Raw genomic sequence first — 19,188 nt, 5'->3', positions numbered from 1 at the left:
TACCACTAATATGTATTATCCTATATTATACTAAAATTGCTTTTCTATCTAGAATGCCAATAAGCTAATCCCTGTATTATAGATTATATTAGCATATGTGTCTTGTTCGCTCCTATATTTATACCATTCCTCCTTGGTATAAATCATTACATCATAATCGAAATCGGCCGCTATTTCTCTAGAAATACATTTTAGAAAATCTCGATTATTATCTACATCTAAAATCAAGCATAAGTTGCAGCCTGTTACATAGGTAAACAATTCTTTGTTTGTGCATCCAAATAAATATATGTCATACGGATTATATTGTTTAACTATTTCACTCTTCATAACTTGAATGTCTGTTTGAGTTTCCATGTGTTTGTATCCTTTCAACTGTGTCTTACTTATCCATTTGTATGTTCTTTTCGTTGCAATTATAAGGATTAGATAATATACAATTATTTAATACATTTATTTCTACATTTTCTTTCATACATTTTCTTTCAATAATGTATTGACTATAATAGAATAAAGGTGTATAAATATAATATACATTAGAATAATTCTAAATTAGGAGGAAGTTATTTTATGAATACTGACAAACATTTAAAAGAAGCCTTTGCAGGTGAATCTCAAGCAAACCGTAAATATTTGGCTTTTGCTAAGAAGGCTGAACAAGAAGGATACATAGGCGTTGCAAAGTTATTCCGTGCTGCTGCGGAGGCCGAAACTGTACACGCGCACAATCACTTAAAGGCTTTGGGTGGTATCAAATCTACGGCTGAAAACCTCAAGGAAGGTTTTGACGGAGAAATGTATGAATTTGATACTATGTATCCGCCAATGCTTGACGACGCTAAAAACGAAGGGCGCAAGGATGCTGAACGCAGCTTCTTATTTGCTATGGAATCAGAAAAAGTTCATGCAGACCTTTATAAAGATGCCCTCGAGAATTTAGACAGTAAAGAAGATGTAGATTATTACCTATGTCCAATCTGTGGATATATCGAAAAGAACAGCACCCCAGATTCATGCCCAATTTGCAAAGCAAAAAGTAGTGTGTTTGTTAAATACTAAGTCTTAAAACCGCATATAATCATAAATATCACACGAGAAAGCCGATGTTGAACTAATAACTGTTCATCACCGGCTTTTTATCATTTAAGTCTATTTATCTTTAAGTCTTATTACCATTTAAGTTATCTACTACTTTTTCTATAAAAACATCGACAACATTACTGTCAAATTGCGTTCCTGCATTTGCTTGTAATTCTTTAACTGCTTCAGATACAGTCATAGCCTCTCTATATGCTGTATCACGGGTCATTACTTCAAAAGCATCTACAACTGCTAAAATCTTAGCAATTTTAGGAATACTATCACCAGTTAGACCCCGCGGATATCCTTTGCCATCAATCCGTTCGTGGTGACATAAGATATACTCTGCCACAAACGCAAACTCTGGAATCGCACTAACAATTCTGTAGCCGCTCTCAGGATGCTTTTTAACTACGGTCCATTCTTCGTCTGATAAGGTTTCAGGTTTTTTAAGTATATTTTCTGGAATTGTAATATTCCCTATATCATGTAGAAGTGCTAGTATTCTTAGTTTTTCCTGTTCGTCCTCTGACAATCCTATCGCCTTACCAAGCTCTACTCCTAGCTCCATTACCCTTTGACAATGGGCACGGCTTTCTCCTGTCTTTTCTTCTAGTACTCTAAGTAGGGATGTTATTAAGTGGTTTTTGGCACTTTGACTCTCCATTAGCTTGCGGTTATACATCTGCACTTCACTAGTTTTAACTACATCAAATATGCTAGTAGTGGTATTATCTTTAGTACCTAATCCAAAAGAAATACTTAATTGTATTCCTTCTATCTGCAACATATCAGCACGAGTCTTAAGTTTATCTATAACCGTCTGCCCTTTATCCTGTGATATGCCAGGAAGGATAACGGCAAATTCGTCGCCACCAATTCTAGCAACAATATCTTCTTCACGGCATACTTCTTTTATTAGCTTAGCAGCCATCTTGATAAGCTCGTCGCCTTTACCATGGCCAAATGCATCATTTACAAGCTTAAGACCATTTAAATCTGCCATAATAATGCATGTAGGAACCTTACTTTCCTCATCAATTTCTTTAAGGGCTTTATCAAAATAAGCTCGATTATGTACATCCGTCAGGATATCATGATATATTAAATACTGAATTTTATCCTCTTTTTGTTTTTGCTCCGTAATATCATCAAATACTGTAGCTACATAACCTGGTTTTGGTGAAAAGGCCGATATCCTAAGATGTTTATGGATAAAACTGACATAACTTTCGAACTTAATTGGTTTTCTAGTCTTATCTACCCTTCTATATATTTCGAGATTAGGCGCTTCATCTACCTCATACACTTCTGTCGCTAAATTCCCCAGCACATCATGCTTCGAGAACCCTGTATGTTCTTCAAATGCTTGATTGACCTCGACAAACCGATAATTACTCACTTGTTCATTATTATAAATAAGCTCGACCAATGCCATTCCTTCGCCCATACTCTCAATTAGTGTCCGGAATCTCTCTTCACTATCTCTTAAATCATTAATAATCTGTTTCTTATCAGTAATATCAGCATATACTGCATAGCCACCAGTCACCTGACCATCGACGATAACAGGACCGCCCTTTAATAATACATAAATAGGATCACCAGACTTTTTATACCTACAGGTTTCCCGATTTATAGTATCTCCCAAAAATATCTCATCAGCTATATGATCAACTAGCTTATCTTGTCTGTCAACTAGGCTAGAAATAGACTGTCCAATCACTTCGTCCCTTGAATATTCAAACATTGATAAGAATTGTTGGTTTGCCATCTGAATCTTTTTTTCCCTATCAAAAATAGCAACAGCATCAGTTGTATTATCAAACAAAGCTTGAAATTGTCTTTTTTGTTTACGAAGTCTTTCTTCCATCTTTTTACGATTCTCTATCATGCTTGTAACGTCACGAAGCAAGATGCGATAGGATATTCGCTTGTTTATATCATCAGTAATTACGTCATAGGAGATTAATGTTGTAATTGTCCTTGCTTCAAGCTTGATTCGACACTGGTAGTTATTTTTCGAACGTAAATGTTGAAAATCCTCCTTCAAAACATCTCTATCCGCTTCATCTATCATATCAATAAAGCTTTTACCAATAGCATCCCCTATAAATTCATAGCCAAATAAAGCCGCCCCTGTTTTGTTAATCCACTGAATTCTACACTCTTCATTATCAATTTCTACTACACCTTCATGTATCAAATCTAATATTTTACGTGTGCGCATTGCTTCTTTTTCAAGATAGCTACGATAATTATCACGAATCGACCTCACTATATCTGTGTTTGTTACAAGGCCAACTGCCCCTCTGCCATTCCATACAACTAAATGTCTTATTTTATGCTGCTCCATTAATTTAGAAGCATCAAATAGTGAAGTTGTTGGATCTATCTGAATGATAGGGGCGCTCATATATTGTTCTACTGATGCATTTATAGAAGCTTTCTCCTGTAGTAGTTTAACTATATCTCTTTCCGTTATTATCCCAACAGGAATTTTACCATCGACTACAATAATACTGCTTATCCTTTTTTCGTGCATTTTACGTATAGCTTCATTTAAACTAGCTTTAATAGGAACAGCCTCTAAGCTTCTACTCATATATTCTTTTACTGGCCTAGGCGCCTTGAAAAAATCCTCCTCAAGCTTACGCACAATATCTGTATGAGTAACTATACCAAGGGGTTTATCATTAGCATCTACTACCACAAGGTGTCTAATTCCATTTATATCCATAACAATTAATGCTTGGTCTAGCAATGTGTCTACTTGTAAAGAAACAATGTTAGTGGTCATTACGGCTCTAATTGGTGTGTTCTCTACACAAATTCCTGTGGCGACAACTTTAACAATGTCTCTTTCAGTAAGCAAGCCTATTAACCTGCCTCCCTCTTGAACTAATATGCTGCTTACTGATTTAAGCCTCATTTCTTCAATCGCGTCTTTTATCAGCAATTCAGGAGATATAGTATGCAATTGTCTACAGATTAAAGATTTTAATAGACCCATTTTCCCACTCCATTGTTAAATTGATTGTTCACCACTACATTTTATCTTAAAAATGGTTATTTGTGTTATATAAATTAAAATATTCTTTATGCATATTAAAAAGGAGTAAAGTAAGCTTTATCTAGTCTGCTTACCCTACTCCTAGTTAGTTTCTATTTAATTGTTCTATTTAGTCGCTTCTATTTATGTGTTTCTATAACAGCTCTTTCCGTAACTGCTCAGGTGATTTTGGTGATAAGTAGCCAAAAGGTATATCAAACACCGTGCACGCACCTGTTGTTCCTGCCTGCGCTAGCTTATATACAGCTCTAGTATAGGCAACAAGTACGCTTGCTGTAAATTCTGGGTTGCTTTCTAGCTGTAAGCTAAACTCCATTCTCTGTTTAGTATCTTCACCTGTTTTTCCTGTGCGGATAACAAAGCCACCGTGTGGCATTCCAGAGTGCTCCGCTAATAATTGTGCCTCTGAAATAAAATGTACCGTAGTATCATAATCCGCAAAATAGTTAGGCATATTTACAATTTCCGCTTCAATGCGTGCCAAGTCCGCTCCCTCTTCTGCTACAACATAGCAAACACGCTCATGCTTTTCTCTCGTTGATAACTCAGGATTTTCTCCAGTTCTAACCTTTTCTAAGGCACTAGCTTGAGGGATTGTATATTGCTTTCCGTCTTTAACACCCTCTACCCTTCTGATGGCATCAGAGTGTCCTTGACTTACACCTTTACCCCAAAAGGTGTACTCATTCCCCTCTGGTATAATCGATTCATTAAGCAATCTTGCTAACGAGAATAAACCAGGGTCCCAGCCAGTAGAAATTAAGCTTAATGTGCCCGCTTTCTTAGCTACAGCGTCTACCTGCTCGAAAAATTCAGGAATCTTTGCGTGTGTATCAAAGCTATCCACAGTATTAAAATGTTCTGCAACCATAGGAACCTGCTCCACTAGGTCAGTTGCTGAGCCTCCACACATAACCATAACATCAACTCGATCTTTATAGCTAACGATATCACTCATATGTACAAAAGGTAAATCGCTTGCAAACGACTCTGGTTGCCTGCGCGTAAAAATTGCCTCCAGTTGCATATCAGGATTTTGATTTAAAGCCTTCACCACGCCTTTACCTAAATTACCATAACCTACTACACCTACACGAATTTTGCTATTCATAATCTACATCCCTTCCTGCAATATTTTCTACAAACCAACTATTAGTATAACAAAAAAGCCATTCATTTTCACATCGAAAACAAATGACTTTACTTACTTATGATATTTGCTTATGTTATTTGCTTATGTTATTTGCTTATGTTATTTGCTTATGTTAATTAATATATTATTTGCTATGTTAATTACTTGTATTAATTATCATCTTCTACAATAACCGCTGTCCCAAAAACTAATATTTCTGCTGCACCCTGAGCTACCTGCGCGGTCATAAAGCGAATATTTACGATAGCATTGGCTCCCTTTGCAGTTGCTTCGTCCACCATGCGTTTCATTGCTTTTTTACGGGCATCGTCCATTAGCTCTGTATATTCCTTAATTTCTCCACCAACAATACCACGTAGGCCAGCTAGTATGTCCTTACCAACGTGTCGCGCCTGAATAATGCTACCCTTTACATAACCAACATTACTTACAATCTTTTTACCCGCAATTGTTTCCGTATTAACTATAATCATACCATCTACCTCTTTCGTTTTTTATGAATATAAAATCATACATCCTTAGGTAAATCATATTCCTTATTGTTCGATTTATCAACATTATTATGATTTTCAACATTATTATGATTTTCAACATTATTATGATTTTCAATATTTTTAGTATTAGCGTTAGACTCATGCTTAGCCATCGTGATATTTGCAAAACCGTAAATTCCCGCTATAATCATTGTCATCCAGCATACAAAGGCAAACGGTGCATACGCTAGAGCATCTACACTCAATACTGACATTACAAATACACCACTGGTATTCCATGGGATTAATGGTGCCGTCAAAGTACCGCCACTCTCAAGTGCACGGGTAAGATTCTTCCTATGTAAATTTAGTTTATTATAGCAGCTCTCATACATTTGACCTGGTAGAATAACTGCAAGATATTGATTTGCGCCCACTATGTTAACTGTAACTGATGTTGTAAGTGTTGTAAGTACAAGGCGACCTTGGCTCTTAACAAATTGCTTCATTTTTCTTACAATGACCCCAAGCATGCCAGTGTGGTGCATAGTACCACCGAATGCAAGCGAGAGAATTCCTAATACCACAACGGAATACATGCTTTCAAGCCCACCATTAGACAAGAGCTCATCCAACTCTTCGTTGCCAGTAGACATAGAAAAACCATGGTAAAGATACTCGAACACGTCACTAACAGATTGCCCCTGAACAAAAACCTGTAGTACAGTGCCCAAGATAACACCTGCCATCAAACTTGGGATTGGCGGAGTTTTCCTTAGAATAAGCAGGATGATAATTATCGGTGGAACTGCAAGCCAATACGAAAATGTAAAATTCTCCAGGATATATACTTGAAGCTCAACGCCGTTTATAACTGAATCGCCATTTTCTGATAACCGAAATCCCACAAACGTAAACAAGACTATAGAAATTACAGCGGCAGGGATTGTTGTGTATAGCATATGCTTAATATGATCGTACAAGTCAACTTTCAGAATAGCCGCAGTAAGGTTTGTAGAGTCCGATAGTGGCGACAGCTTATCTCCAAAAAAGGCTCCCGAAACTACAGCCCCTGCTATAGGAGCTGCAGGAATTCCGATACCCTGTCCTACTCCAATTGCGGCTACTCCCAATGTCCCAATTGTTGTCCACGAGCTACCTGTAAGCACAGATATAAAGCAACACAATATAAATATAGACGGTAAAAACCAAGCTGGTGTGATAAACTCCATACCAAAGTATATTAAAGCTGGTACAATCCCACTACCAATCCAAACACTTATAATCATCCCTATAATTAGTAGAATTATTAGTGCTGGCACAGCCCTAGCAATACTGTCTTTAATACCCTGCTCAATGTCCTCAGTACTAAATCCGTAAACATACGCAATAATACCTGCAATAAGTCCACCAAATAACATTGACATATGGGGCTCTGTCTCGAAAACAAATACTGAAAAACCTAGCAATACGGCAGTTGACAGAGTTGGTATCATCGTAACCATAAAGGGTATTTTTTTATTCTGCTTATGGTTTTGAGCTTTCTTCGCATTCATATACATCACCTAGTTGAACTGCCATCGCCTATTCTGTATTTTTTAAAGGTATAACTTCTTCTGTGTCATTTAAAAGTATAACTTCTTCTGTATCCTTTACAGTATAGCTTCATCTTTATCTTATGACTGCTTATAGTTGTAGTCAAAGTATTGCATGCCAGAACTCTTGAAAAATAATGGTACTAACAAAATTTTAAATTCACCATAGTGAATGCTTTACACATCGTGTATAATATAATGATGTACACTTTATTTTTTCTTACTGATTACAACGTAGTAGCTATATATGGAAAGGAAGCAAGTTAAACAATGAGTATTTTAACGGTAAAAAACTTAAGTCATGGCTTTGGAGACCGCGCCATATTTAATGACGTTTCATTTCGTCTATTAAAAGGTGAACACATTGGTCTAATTGGAGCTAACGGCGAAGGTAAGTCATCTTTTATGAATATACTAACAGGGCAGCTAGAGCCAGATCAAGGTTCAATCGAGTGGGCTAAGCGCGTTCGTGTTGGCTACTTAGACCAACACACTAAGCTAGCAGCAGGAATGACTATTCGAGATGTATTACGTGGAGCCTTCCAGTATCTATTTGACCTTGAAGCGGAAATGAACGAAATCTGCGAAAAAATGGCCGACGCCTCACCAGAAGCACTTGAGCAAATGCTTGAAGACATGGGGAATATTCAGGATATCCTCACTAGTAATGACTTCTATATTCTAGATTCAAAAATAGAAGAGATAGGTCGAGCATTAGGTCTTAATAGCATTGGACTCGATAAAGAGGTTCAAGACCTAAGCGGCGGACAACGAACAAAGGTATTACTAGCAAAGCTTTTACTCGAAAAACCAGATATTCTTTTACTGGACGAGCCTACAAACTATTTAGATGAACAGCACATCGAGTGGCTGAAGCGTTATTTACAGGAATATGAGAATGCATTTATTCTTATTTCCCATGATATACCATTCTTGAATAGCGTTATCAATATTATCTACCATATGGAAAACCAATGCTTAGATCGCTATGTTGGTGATTATGATAACTTCAGACAGGTATACGAGGTCAAAAAGCAGCAGCTAGAAGCTGCTTATAAGAAACAGCAGCAGGAAATTGTTGAACTAAAAGACTTTGTAGCACGTAATAAGGCGAGGGTATCTACCCGTAATATGGCAATGTCTCGACAGAAGAAGCTAGATAGCATGGATGTCATTGAGCTAGCTAAAGAGAAGCCTAAACCATCATTTAACTTCCTTAGCGCTCGAGCATCTGGTAAAATCATATTCGAAACAAAGGATTTAGTAATCGGTTATGATGCACCACTGTCGAAACCACTCAACTTACAAATGATACGCGGACAGAAAATTGCCTTAGTAGGCGCTAACGGCCTAGGAAAAACTACATTGCTTAAGAGTATTTTAGGAGAGATATCCGCATACTCAGGCTCTGTCGAGCTAGGTGATTATATTCACATGGGCTACTTCGAACAGGAAATGCGTGAAGCTAACTACAAAACCTGTATCGAGGAAGTGTGGCAGGATTTCCCAGCTATGGAGCAAAGAGAAATTCGCGCTGCTTTAGCAAAATGCGGTCTCACCACAAAACACATCGAGAGCAAAATCGTCGTATTAAGCGGCGGAGAACAAGCTAAGGTGCGTTTGTGCAAGCTCCTTAACAAGGAAACCAATGTATTAATCCTCGACGAGCCTACGAACCATTTAGATGTTGATGCTAAAGATGAGCTTAAACGTGCACTACAAGCTTATAAGGGTAGCATATTACTCATCTGCCACGAACCGGAATTCTACCAAGACGTTGTTACGGACGTATGGAATTGCGAAGAATGGACGACAAAAATAGTCTAGATGATAGAATTTATGTAAAAGGAGACGTGTATTACATGGCTAAAAATGAAACTAACGAAACAGAAGTAAAGCAAAATGTATCTGTAGCTACAGATACAGAAGAAACTAGCGAAACAGGCGAAAAGAAAAAAATCAGCTTAAAAGACGCAATCAGACAGCAACTTGCTAATAAAAAGCAGTCGCAAACTAAGGGTAACAATGCAAACAAATCACAGGACACTAAAAAAATGACCCATCAGAACTCTAAGAAAAATACCATCCAAAGACGTAAAATGGGCGGTTAATAACGAATATTGATTTGAAAAGGGAGCACTCCTAACTACATAAATGTCAGTTAGTGGTACTCCCTTTCATATTTAGTTATTTCCTCGATGCTTTAATACTGCTATTTCTTCGATACTTGGAAAAATTGTGGATAGTTCCTGTTAATGAGGATTATGACAGCCACTGTAATTAAACTTTCAGGTGCTAAGTAAGATATGTTATACACAAACGAATACAAGGCCACCGGCCAACCATCTGGTGCCCACTGGCCAAACCAGACTATACCAGATATGAAATGACTTATAAATCTTAAGCTTGCTCCTAAGATGACCCCTAAAATAATGTTACGTGTAGTTAAGATTTTCTCACTGTTATTACGAACTGCCATAATACCTGCAAAGCCTAATACAGTAAATGCTACTGGGTAGTCTAATACAAGTTGAACGGGATGCACGACATAACCACCTGTCAGCAAATTAATAACCCCAACAATAAACCCTGTTATCAAACCTACGAATAAACCCCTACGAAAAGCCATGATAAAGATTGGTACCATAATCAATGATATTGAACCACCCATAGCCCATAGGGCACCAAATTTCACATATCCAAGGACAACCGATAACGCCGCTAAAATAGCAATTTCCAACATAATAATTAAACGTTCTCTATTCATTACTAACTCAACCTCTCTCAGTCTTACGACACCTCTAGTGGCATATAGTTTCTTTATTTTTCTGTATACTTAATGTATCATAGTGACTCATGGATGAAAAGAATAGATGCGAGGTGATTTCTATCTATCAAGTAGCAGGAATACAAATGACTCCAATAATGAATGATGTAAAGGCAAATCTAACTCGTGGAATACAATTTGTACGACAAGCAACTGATGTAAAAGCTGATCTTATAGTTCTTCCTGAGCTTTGGACAACTGGCTACTATCTCTCTAAAGAAGCCTTCATAACCTTAGCAGAAAGGCAAGATGGTAGAACAATAAGCTTATTACAGGAAGAAGCATCCCGTTCTGGTGCAACTATCGTTTGCCCCTTCGTCGAAAAAAATGACGCTGATCAAATATTTATTTCCGCAGCAATCATCGATGGTGACGGTAGCCTAGCAGGTGTAGTTAGAAAAAGTCTCCTCTGGGGACGGGAGCAACAGATATTCACAAAAGGCGACATAACTTACCCTGTTTTCACAACGTCGTTCGGAACAATCGGCGTGTTAATCTGTTATGAAATGGAATTTCCCGAACCTAGTCGTATACTAGCCTTGGAGGGTGCGGAAATAATCGTATGTCCATCCGTTTGGAGCCTCGGAGCTTCTAGGCGTTGGGATATACAACTGCCAGCAAGAGCATTGGATAATACTGTCTATGTTTTTGGTGTAAACACCGTAGGCAATAATAGCTGCGGAAAAAGCAAGCTTGTAAGTCCACTAGGCGATATACTTGCTCAAGCTTCCGATAGTAGAGAAGAGGTGCTAATCCGCGCCATTGATAAAGAAGCCCTGAGCTGGGCAAGGGAGCAAGTATCATACCTTGACGACTATCGCAGCAAACTGACCCCAGGTGGAAGTAGTATCTTAATTGAAGAGTGTCCAAATAAGTAAAAACTCAAACCTTATATACCTGACTCAATTTTAAAAATAGATTTAACAAAAGGACTAGCAGTCTGTATAAAAACTTCCACAGCCACTAGTCCTTTTTAATTTAAATAATTTTGCTTTAATTACTTGTTATTACGTAATGCCTTAATACTTCTTCAGGTAGTTATCAATTTCCCATTGATGAACCTGTTCAGCATATTCGTTCCACTCTTCGTACTTTCCTTCTAAAAAGCGTTTAAAGCAATGTGAACCAATAGCCTCCTCGATTAAAGGATCCTTTTCCATTTCCTTGAGGGCTACATATAAATCCCTTGGCAAGTATTCTAGCTCTAGGTCGGCTCTTTGCTTAGCTGTTAGGTTATATACATCTTCCTCCACGGATTGAGGTGGCATAATCTTGTGCTTAATACCTTCTAGCCCCGCCTTAAGCATAGCAGCATATATTAGATATGGGTTTGCTATCGGATCTGGACTTCTGAATTCTATCCTCGTTGAAGAACCGCGTCTCGCTGGAACTCTAATCAATGTACTTCTATTTTTGTTAGACCAAGCAATGTTAATAGGTGCTTCATAGCCAGGACGCAAGCGCTTATAGCTATTAATTATCGGGTTTCCAAGTGCGGTTAATCCTTTTGCATGCTTCAATAAGCCACCCATATAGTATAAAGCTTCATCACTTAGTTGGTATTCCTTATCTGGATCAAAAAATATATTTTTGCCGTCTTTAAAAAGTGATTGATTACAGTGCATTGCTGATCCGTTTTCGCCAGCAAAGGGCTTTGGCATAAATGTTGCATATAAATCATGCTGCTTAGCAATGTTTTTAACAACATCCCTAAAGGTAACCCATTTGTCAGCTGTACGCAATGCTTCATCATATTTAAAATCGATTTCATGCTGTCCAGGAGCAACCTCATGGTGAGAAGCTTCTATCTGGAAGCCCATCTTCTTCATAGTCAGTACAATATCTCGTCTAGCATCTTCTCCATTATCAATTGGCGATAAATCGAAGTATCCAGCATGGTCGTGGATATCAAATGTTGGTCGTCCTTTCTCATCGGTATGGAAAAGGAAAAACTCACCCTCTGGTCCCATGTTTAATTCATATCCTAGGTCTGCAGCTTCTTTCAAGACTTTTTTAAGCTGCGTACGCGGACATCCTTCGAATGGTGTGCCGTCCGTGTTATAGACGTCGCATATCATACGCGCAACACCCATTTCCTTAGGCCTCCATGGCATTACCTGAAAAGTGTCTGGGTCTGGTAGCAAACATTGATCAGACTCATTAATCCGGGCATAGCCATCGATAGATGATCCGTCAAACATTTGATTTCCTTCTAAGGCGTCTTCTAACTCATCAGGCGTTACATTGACGCTTTTCAGCATTCCAAAAATGTCAATAAACTGTAGCCTAATAAATTCAATGCCCTCTTCTTTAACCCTTTCTAAAACCCTCTTTTTCTTTGTATCCATGTACTTGGTACTTCCTTCTTGCAAATTGATACACGTATCCCCCTCAAATATTTTTACATTATTTTTACTTAAAAAAGTCATATTCTAGAACCTAACAAAAAACTTTACTAGTAAAAATTGTATAATAAATTCCCGTCACTGTCGAACTTGATAGATTCTAATAATCAGAACTATTCAAAGATTATAAGGTCTGGCAAAAAAATAAAAACCAATTGTATACAATTGGTCTCGAACTGTCGTAAATACTCCCTAATGCTAGCCACCTTATTAAGTTGCTGTTTCAACTTTATTCCTTCCTAACTCTTTAGCTTTGTACAAAGCTCTGTCTGCCTTGTAGTAGCTCTTACTTACTGGGTCCTGCTCACTACATAGCATCGACGCAATACCAAAGCTAGCAGTAACGACTATTTGATGATTATCGTAAATGAACCTACTAGACTCTATTTCACTTCGCAATTTCTCTGCGATTTTCTTGGTTTCGTTAATCGTTGTGCGCGGCAAAATTATTAAAAACTCCTCACCACCAATACGCGCAATGATATCAAATTTCCTTAGTCTAGTTTTCAAAATATTTGCTACTTCTTTTAAAACTTTATCCCCTGCTGGATGACCATAATTATCGTTAACTTTTTTAAAATGGTCTATGTCCATTATTACTAAGTTTATTTCTAATCCTTCTGCACAAAACCCTTTAATCTTTGTATCAACATGCTCCATGATATACGTTCTATTATATAGACCTGTCAGTGAATCACAATTTGCTAGCTGTTCCAATTGTCGGTTCTTATCTTTTAGCTCTAGCTTTTGCTTTCGAATTAATTGCTGCTGTTGGATTTTTGTAATATGTATTCTCCATAGCATTACAGCGACTCCAAATCCAATACCAATCACCGTTATACCATTAACTCTAATTGATAATAGTAGCTCTTGCTCCAGTTGCGTAATAGCAACTGCGTGGTACAGAATTACGTATGCCGCTAGGTAGTTTGTTGCAGCCAAAAGCGGATGTATTAATAGAACAACTGCAATCCCTATGGTTGCCATAAGAAAGGGAGTTATTTCAGGTGTTACAAGTTGATCTATTGTGCTAACCACTATGCCAAATAGTAGGTATGCAAGAATCACTAAACCTTGAAATGCTATACTTGTCTTTGATGTTAGCCTTTGCTTGCTCTTTTTCAATAGAAATGCAATTATACTGAAAACCAAAGCTATTACAAACATGATAGCATGAACAGTTATTATTCCATATCTCCAAGTAATTGCAGTCGCAGAGTCAGAAGGTGGTATATGAAACCAAAACAATAACACATGGGCTACATGCACAATTGCCATAACCCAAGCTAGATACTGTATTCTCTGTAGGTTAATAATACATACCTCTGCCCAAATTACTGAATCTACTTTAAAATATCCTTTAAGTTTATCTACGTATCTCTCTATCCCCATTTTCTTTAAACACCTCAGAGCTACAATTTACTGTTAGCAGTTACTTTCACTAAAACCAATGGCATCAAGCACCTTCTTCTCCACTTGTCTGTTTATGCCCTTGTATGGGAAGTTATGCAGATATATTGCAGGGTTGAAGTTTAGTTCGATAATGCTGTAATTATCTGGGCTTGGTTTAGCATTTATATCGTCTATCATCATATCTAATCCACACATCTTGGCACCGACAGCTTTTACTGCTTTTATTGCTATTTCTTTATATTCGGTAGGTATGTCGTCTGTGAAATCGATACTATCTCCACCTGTACTGACATTAGAGTTCTCACGCAGGTAGATTATCTGTCCTTGCTCCGGAACATCACTTGCTGTTTTTCCTTGCATTCTTAGATTTTCTCGTTCGATAGCTCCTAATTGGATTTTCTCAAACGGGGTAACATGGCCTGTCCCCCTTAGTGGATCATCATTTTTAGCTCGGATTAGCTCCTCAATAGTACTAACACCGTCTCCAATGACGTTTGCTGGAATCCTATGTAGAATTGCTACAACTTCATCCGCAATGACAAGGAATCGATATTCCTTCCCAGTTACAAATTCCTCTATCATTACAGAGCTATCAAAGGTAAGTGCTTGCTCGATTGCGACCTTATAATCTTCTAGGGTATGATTAGCCTTAAGAATCTGTACGCCTTCACCAAAATTTGTCGATTTTGGCTTTACTACGATATCCTGACCCTTATAGTTTGACCATTTTACTATTGCCTCCTGCTCAGATGAGACTGAAATACCACCAGGAACATTTATACCATGCTCCCGCAATATTATTTTTGTTACTTCTTTATTTTCCATAATCAGCGGTACTACATATGAATCTATCGATGTTTTAGTTGCTTGCTTTATGTATTCTACTTTATCGCCTTTACGTAAGCGAATAAATTGTCCTTGTTCGTCAAGTATCTCTACTTTTATATTTCTTCTTAACGCTTCCTCTATAACAATTTTAGTCGATAATTCCAGCTTATATTTACTTAAATCCATCGTAAAACCTCCTCATTCTTGCAACCCCGAATTCTAAGAAACAATGCTTGTGATTTTTCATTTCCGTTGCTATTAGTGCCGATGGCAGTAAGCTAGTGTCTTCAATTTTCATGTATTCTTGTTCTACGATACGCATGTATTTATCATCGCCGTTAATATCATCTAGCATTTTAGCTATTATTTTTAGCTTATGGAATATTTCTTTTCCCCAGCTATTGATAGTTCGGCTACTTTCTTGTAAATCTTGTAATTGTAAGTCCGTTCTCCGCCCCGACATTGCTACCAGGTGGTGGTTTTCATTAATACGCTCAAGTTCATCGTCAACTATATCTCTATTTTCTTCAAATAAACAAAACAACATAAAGACTTGCATAAAATATAGCTGCTCTATGCCGATACCGACGCTCTCATCAGGATTGATATCAAGAATCCGTACCTCTAAGTAATGAACTCCGCGCTTTTCTAGCGCTTCAAGCTGAGACTCGCCAGACTCCATCTTAGGCTTAAGTCTAATTGACGAATAAAATTCATTCTCTTTTTGCAGCACGTTATCATTTAACTGTACTTGCTTACCATCATTGTACAAACCTAGCTTTGAAAACTTCTCGCTTTTCGTATTAATCAGCTTGCGTATATCACTTACGTATTCTTCTAAGCTATTAAATGATATGCGATACATTTGTTCGATAACGTTCGAGTATCCATAACGACTCACCCTTAAGGATGTTGCATACTTCTCAAAGTCTTGCACAGCCTGGTAGCAATCTGGATAGTCTTTTCTAATTAGTTCTAATTCCTTACATATTACTGAATGGTATGTTTCATCAACGTTTGGCGATGCACCGAACAAATAAATTAGCAGCCAACGATAGCGCAGAAAGTTTCTTGCTATCGCAAAATGTAGCTGATTCATAAAATCTATCCTGCTTAAGTGTTTACCATACTCTTGGTAAAGTGCTTCCAATAGCTGCTCACCTAAGGAATAGTTGTAGTGAATACCCGAAATCATTTGCATCTTTTTGCCGTAGCGGGTAGCCAGACCTTGTCTGTAAATCTCCCGTTCCTTGCCCTCAGGGGAATCTCCAAAGGTAGCGATTGGGATTGCTTGTTCATCAGGTAATTTGGGCGGCATACTCAACGGCCACAGATATTCTTTGTTTTTTGTTATTTCTTTGTCAACCTGTGATTGTATCGAACGTAAAGAAGCCTGTGCTTGCTCGATAGTGGCATACGCAGGCGTCACTAATTCTAACTGACATTCAGAGAAATCCGTAGTAATTATCGGATTATCAAGTTTGCTCCCAAAGGCTGGCGGATGTGGGGTTAGGGCTAAGCTGCCATCGCTGGTTACTCGCTGTGCTTCACGTTCAATCCCCCACAACCCATCTAACAAGCTTTGCTTTCGCTCATCGCTCGAAAATATACTTATCATGCTAGAAAAATCCCAATGCATAATTGTCCCCCTAGGTAGTTTTGCTATTAATGAATCTGCTACTATTGTAATATTTTAGTTAGGAAGACGCAAAGTATACTTTATCAATTTATACTTTATCAATTTATAATTTATCAAACATAAAGTTTGTGAAAAGCTCTCCAGAAACTACCGCGCTTGTTTATTATGTCATCAATTTCTCTGAAAGGAATTTTAAAAGTCGGGAACCCCGCAACATAAGGTGCTATTTCATATGGTGCAAAATAAATATGCAATATATCGCGCGAAACATAAAATGGTTGGTCAGGCTTAATGCCCTTAAAACTATCAGGGAACACATAGGAATATTGTGGGTCAGTCTTAATTTGTTCTGCTATAATATCGCTTAAAGCTTTGACATAGTTACTGCTTTGCTTAAACAAATCTTCAAGCTTATAGAACTCACCCGTAACTAAGTCCACATGTGGGTATGTTTTGCTTGGCATTCCATGTGCCGCTCCGAATGGAAAATGGTAGCCATTAAGCTCCAAGACTAACAGTCTCATCTTATAGTATTCTATTGAAAAGTCGCCGTTATAGCTATAATCAAGCTGCTTGTCACCATCTATTGGCTTAACATTTGATAGCTTTTTCAGCCTTTTATTTACTTCGTCTTGCTTCTTCTTACTTTTCATTCCCTCTATTATCGGCAAATAAACCAGATAATCCTTGTTTGGCATATATTTCTTTTCTAGCACTCTGTAATTGCCCTTCAGAGGTATTACGGAGTTTTGTCGCCATACGATTTCACCTGTAGGCTTCAAATAAAATATGCGCATATCTATATTTACTTTAACTAGGCTTTCGTTCCCAACTAGTTCCATTGTTCCAGTTCCACTAATAGATGGAAGGTCTTTCACTTTCTGACCTTGTAGGTCAATAAAAAAGGTTCTCTCACCGTCATTTACGGATGCTACACCATTTCCATACTCCATAACATTTCGATACAAGTAGTCTGTCAATATGTTACCTTCAGTATCTGCAAGAGCATATAAAGACCCTATAAAAGGCTGTTCCTCATCTATTGCTTTGCCGACTGCATAGCGTTCTTCCTTTAGGTCTAATATGCTATTGTATCTTGGTTCAACAATGTACTTACCTTGCTTATCGATTAAACCCGTTCTGTTTTTATAGTTTTCTTGATTCGTTACTATAGCTTTACCATCTGCAAAATCTTGTGCCCAAGTATATTTAGGCTTTATAATCACTTCGCCTTCAGCGTTTATATATCCAAATTTACCACCAGGCTGTTCTTGAAACTTTAGTAAACCATCACTATAAGACCCAACACTACTATACGGGTAGGTTTGATATACTTCTCCATTTAGCCCTATTAGCGCTGAACGCTTATCGTCAACCTGCACGACCGCCCTACCTTCATTAAAATCAGTTCCAGACCGGTACTTCATTGGAATAACTTCACTACCTTGTCTATCTAGATACCCATATAGGTAATTTCCTTGTTTATCTATATCTGTATAAAGTGCTCTCCCTTCATAAAATGTTCCGATATAATTATATGCTTTCTTCGTTATCATTTTACCTTGTTCATCTATTAGCCAATATCCTGTATTATCAACAGCCGATGCCCTGCCTTCCCTGAAGCTTGTAATCATATTATAGGTCGGCTTTATTATATATTCACCCTGCATATTTATAAGTCCGCTTAGCCCTGATGCATCTTCAATCACCGCTAGACCGTTAGCCTGAAAGTCCATAGCATAGTGATATTTAGGCTCAATAACGAAAATCCCTTCTTTATCAATATAGCCCCACTTACTGCCCCTTGTTGTCTTCATTGACGCTGGGAATAAATTTATCTCAATAACATTTTCAGCCTCTATTATTGCTGAATTATTAGTAGGTACAGAATCAATTTTACTAAGAATGCGTTTTTCTAGCGACTCTAGAACTTCTCTTGATGGGAAAGAATTCTCAAAGGCTTGGGCTGTTTCTAATGTCGTCAGTGCTTCTTCTAACATACCTGTTTTATATTGAGCATCGGCTAAGTAATACCAGTAAACTGGAGATTGTGGAAACTCTTGTGTTAATACAGTATAGTATTTTACTACTTTTTTGAAATATGCTGGATAGACATCGTAGGCCTGTACTAGCTTATCATCTTTCCAACTCCAAACATCCACTTGATAGGCATCGCCTGTATCATGCTTCCATAATGCTACTTTATAAGCGTCATAGCCAATACCCCGTTCTGTGAACGGGTTCACTTCAATATTACTGAAATACATGCTTTCTGGAGCGATGTTTACCAGCTTGTTCTGCGTCCATGTATAGATTGCTAGCTCACTCCACATAACGCCAACCTTCCAGCCTACTACAAGATTGTTAACATTTTTCCCTGTAATTGGTGCTACTTTGCAATAATTAACGTTATACCCTTTACCTTCAATCGTAGCAAGTACATACCAACCACTTACGTGTTTTTTCAAAATCATTAAATGCATCTGCTCTTGAAAGCGATATCCACCAACTACTTCTTGGCAGCCATCACCATCAATATCAACTGCAAATACCAATGCCCGCGAGCAGTCCTTGGTAGATACCACCAGCTCTGCCCCTATCGGCAGATGTGCTTTTATTATATTTTCATAAGCAATTTGTTGAAACATAACAAAATCTCCCCACACTATAAATTTAAGATATAGTATGGCGAGATATGGGTT

At 37.7% G+C, this 19,188-nt stretch carries 15 protein-coding genes; 4 read left to right on the top strand and 11 right to left on the bottom strand.

The genetic code is table 11. From position 1 onward, the window contains the following. Positions 1 to 48 precede the first annotated feature (48 nt). The gene (locus BHF68_RS06745) at positions 49 to 357 is read right to left on the bottom strand and encodes a hypothetical protein (RefSeq protein WP_069642874.1); all 309 of its coding nucleotides are present in this window, start codon (positions 355 to 357) and stop codon (positions 49 to 51) included. 213 nt (positions 358 to 570) lie between these two features. Here BHF68_RS06745 and BHF68_RS06740 point away from each other — a divergent pair, with 213 nt between their 5' ends. Continuing rightward, complete coding sequence (locus BHF68_RS06740; protein ID WP_069642873.1) at positions 571 to 1,059, top strand: rubrerythrin family protein; 489 nt, start codon at positions 571 to 573, stop codon at positions 1,057 to 1,059. Positions 1,060 to 1,159: 100 nt separating this feature from the next. Here the strand turns inward: BHF68_RS06740 and BHF68_RS06735 are convergent, their stop codons facing one another. The 4 genes from BHF68_RS06735 to nhaC all read right to left on the bottom strand — a co-directional run bounded on the left by BHF68_RS06735 (position 1,160) and on the right by nhaC (position 7,335). Further along, a complete protein-coding gene (locus BHF68_RS06735) occupies positions 1,160 to 4,093 on the bottom strand; it encodes a CBS domain-containing protein (protein WP_069642872.1) in 2,934 nt (977 codons plus the stop codon). Between the two features lie 193 nt (positions 4,094 to 4,286). Next, positions 4,287 to 5,264, bottom strand: a complete 978-nt coding sequence (locus BHF68_RS06730) for a diaminopimelate dehydrogenase (RefSeq protein ID WP_069642871.1) — start codon at positions 5,262 to 5,264, stop codon at positions 4,287 to 4,289. Between the two features lie 191 nt (positions 5,265 to 5,455). Then, positions 5,456 to 5,779, bottom strand: coding sequence for a YbjQ family protein (locus BHF68_RS06725; protein ID WP_069642870.1), 324 nt, complete (start codon positions 5,777 to 5,779; stop codon positions 5,456 to 5,458). A gap of 35 nt (positions 5,780 to 5,814) precedes the next feature. Continuing rightward, on the bottom strand, positions 5,815 to 7,335 hold the full coding sequence (gene nhaC / locus BHF68_RS06720) for a Na+/H+ antiporter NhaC (RefSeq protein ID WP_069642869.1): 1,521 nt from the start codon (positions 7,333 to 7,335) through the stop codon (positions 5,815 to 5,817). Positions 7,336 to 7,644: 309 nt separating this feature from the next. On the opposite strand from nhaC, the gene BHF68_RS06715 reads away from it, so the two are divergent. Beyond that, positions 7,645 to 9,201: an ABC-F family ATP-binding cassette domain-containing protein gene (locus BHF68_RS06715; RefSeq protein ID WP_069642868.1), complete on the top strand. Its 1,557-nt coding sequence runs from the start codon at positions 7,645 to 7,647 to the stop codon at positions 9,199 to 9,201. A 35-nt stretch (positions 9,202 to 9,236) separates the two neighbouring features. Beyond that, positions 9,237 to 9,485 (top strand): hypothetical protein, encoded by a 249-nt coding sequence (locus BHF68_RS06710; RefSeq protein WP_069642867.1) that lies wholly within the window; start codon positions 9,237 to 9,239, stop codon positions 9,483 to 9,485. Between the two features lie 101 nt (positions 9,486 to 9,586). On the opposite strand, the gene thiT is transcribed toward BHF68_RS06710, so the two are convergent. Continuing rightward, on the bottom strand, positions 9,587 to 10,141 hold the full coding sequence (thiT, locus tag BHF68_RS06705; RefSeq protein WP_069642866.1) for an energy-coupled thiamine transporter ThiT: 555 nt from the start codon (positions 10,139 to 10,141) through the stop codon (positions 9,587 to 9,589). A gap of 89 nt (positions 10,142 to 10,230) precedes the next feature. Here thiT and BHF68_RS06700 point away from each other — a divergent pair, with 89 nt between their 5' ends. Further along, entirely contained in the window at positions 10,231 to 11,079 is an 849-nt protein-coding gene (locus BHF68_RS06700) for a nitrilase-related carbon-nitrogen hydrolase (protein ID WP_301553607.1), read from the top strand. Positions 11,080 to 11,220: 141 nt separating this feature from the next. On the opposite strand, the gene glnA is transcribed toward BHF68_RS06700, so the two are convergent. The 5 genes from glnA to BHF68_RS06675 all read right to left on the bottom strand — a co-directional run bounded on the left by glnA (position 11,221) and on the right by BHF68_RS06675 (position 19,134). Beyond that, a complete protein-coding gene (gene glnA / locus BHF68_RS06695) occupies positions 11,221 to 12,549 on the bottom strand; it encodes a type I glutamate--ammonia ligase (RefSeq protein ID WP_069642864.1) in 1,329 nt (442 codons plus the stop codon). A 267-nt stretch (positions 12,550 to 12,816) separates the two neighbouring features. Continuing rightward, positions 12,817 to 13,998, bottom strand: a complete 1,182-nt coding sequence (locus BHF68_RS06690) for a GGDEF domain-containing protein (RefSeq protein WP_069642863.1) — start codon at positions 13,996 to 13,998, stop codon at positions 12,817 to 12,819. Between the two features lie 33 nt (positions 13,999 to 14,031). Continuing rightward, positions 14,032 to 15,033 carry a bifunctional glutamate--cysteine ligase GshA/glutathione synthetase GshB gene (gshAB, locus tag BHF68_RS06685; RefSeq protein WP_069642862.1) on the bottom strand — a complete coding sequence of 334 codons (1,002 nt, stop codon included), beginning with the start codon at positions 15,031 to 15,033 and terminating at the stop codon, positions 14,032 to 14,034. After that, positions 15,020 to 16,486 (bottom strand): glutamate--cysteine ligase, encoded by a 1,467-nt coding sequence (gshA, locus tag BHF68_RS06680; RefSeq protein WP_069642861.1) that lies wholly within the window; start codon positions 16,484 to 16,486, stop codon positions 15,020 to 15,022. The genes gshAB and gshA overlap by 14 nt, the downstream gene beginning before the upstream one ends. Before the next feature lie 113 nt (positions 16,487 to 16,599). Further along, the gene (locus BHF68_RS06675) at positions 16,600 to 19,134 is read right to left on the bottom strand and encodes a WG repeat-containing protein (RefSeq protein ID WP_069642860.1); all 2,535 of its coding nucleotides are present in this window, start codon (positions 19,132 to 19,134) and stop codon (positions 16,600 to 16,602) included. Positions 19,135 to 19,188 lie beyond the last annotated feature (54 nt).

It is taken from the genome of Desulfuribacillus alkaliarsenatis, from assembly GCF_001730225.1.
Classification (GTDB): Bacteria; Bacillota; Bacilli; order Desulfuribacillales; family Desulfuribacillaceae; genus Desulfuribacillus; species Desulfuribacillus alkaliarsenatis.
This window is presented reverse-complemented; position numbering and strand designations above follow the sequence as displayed.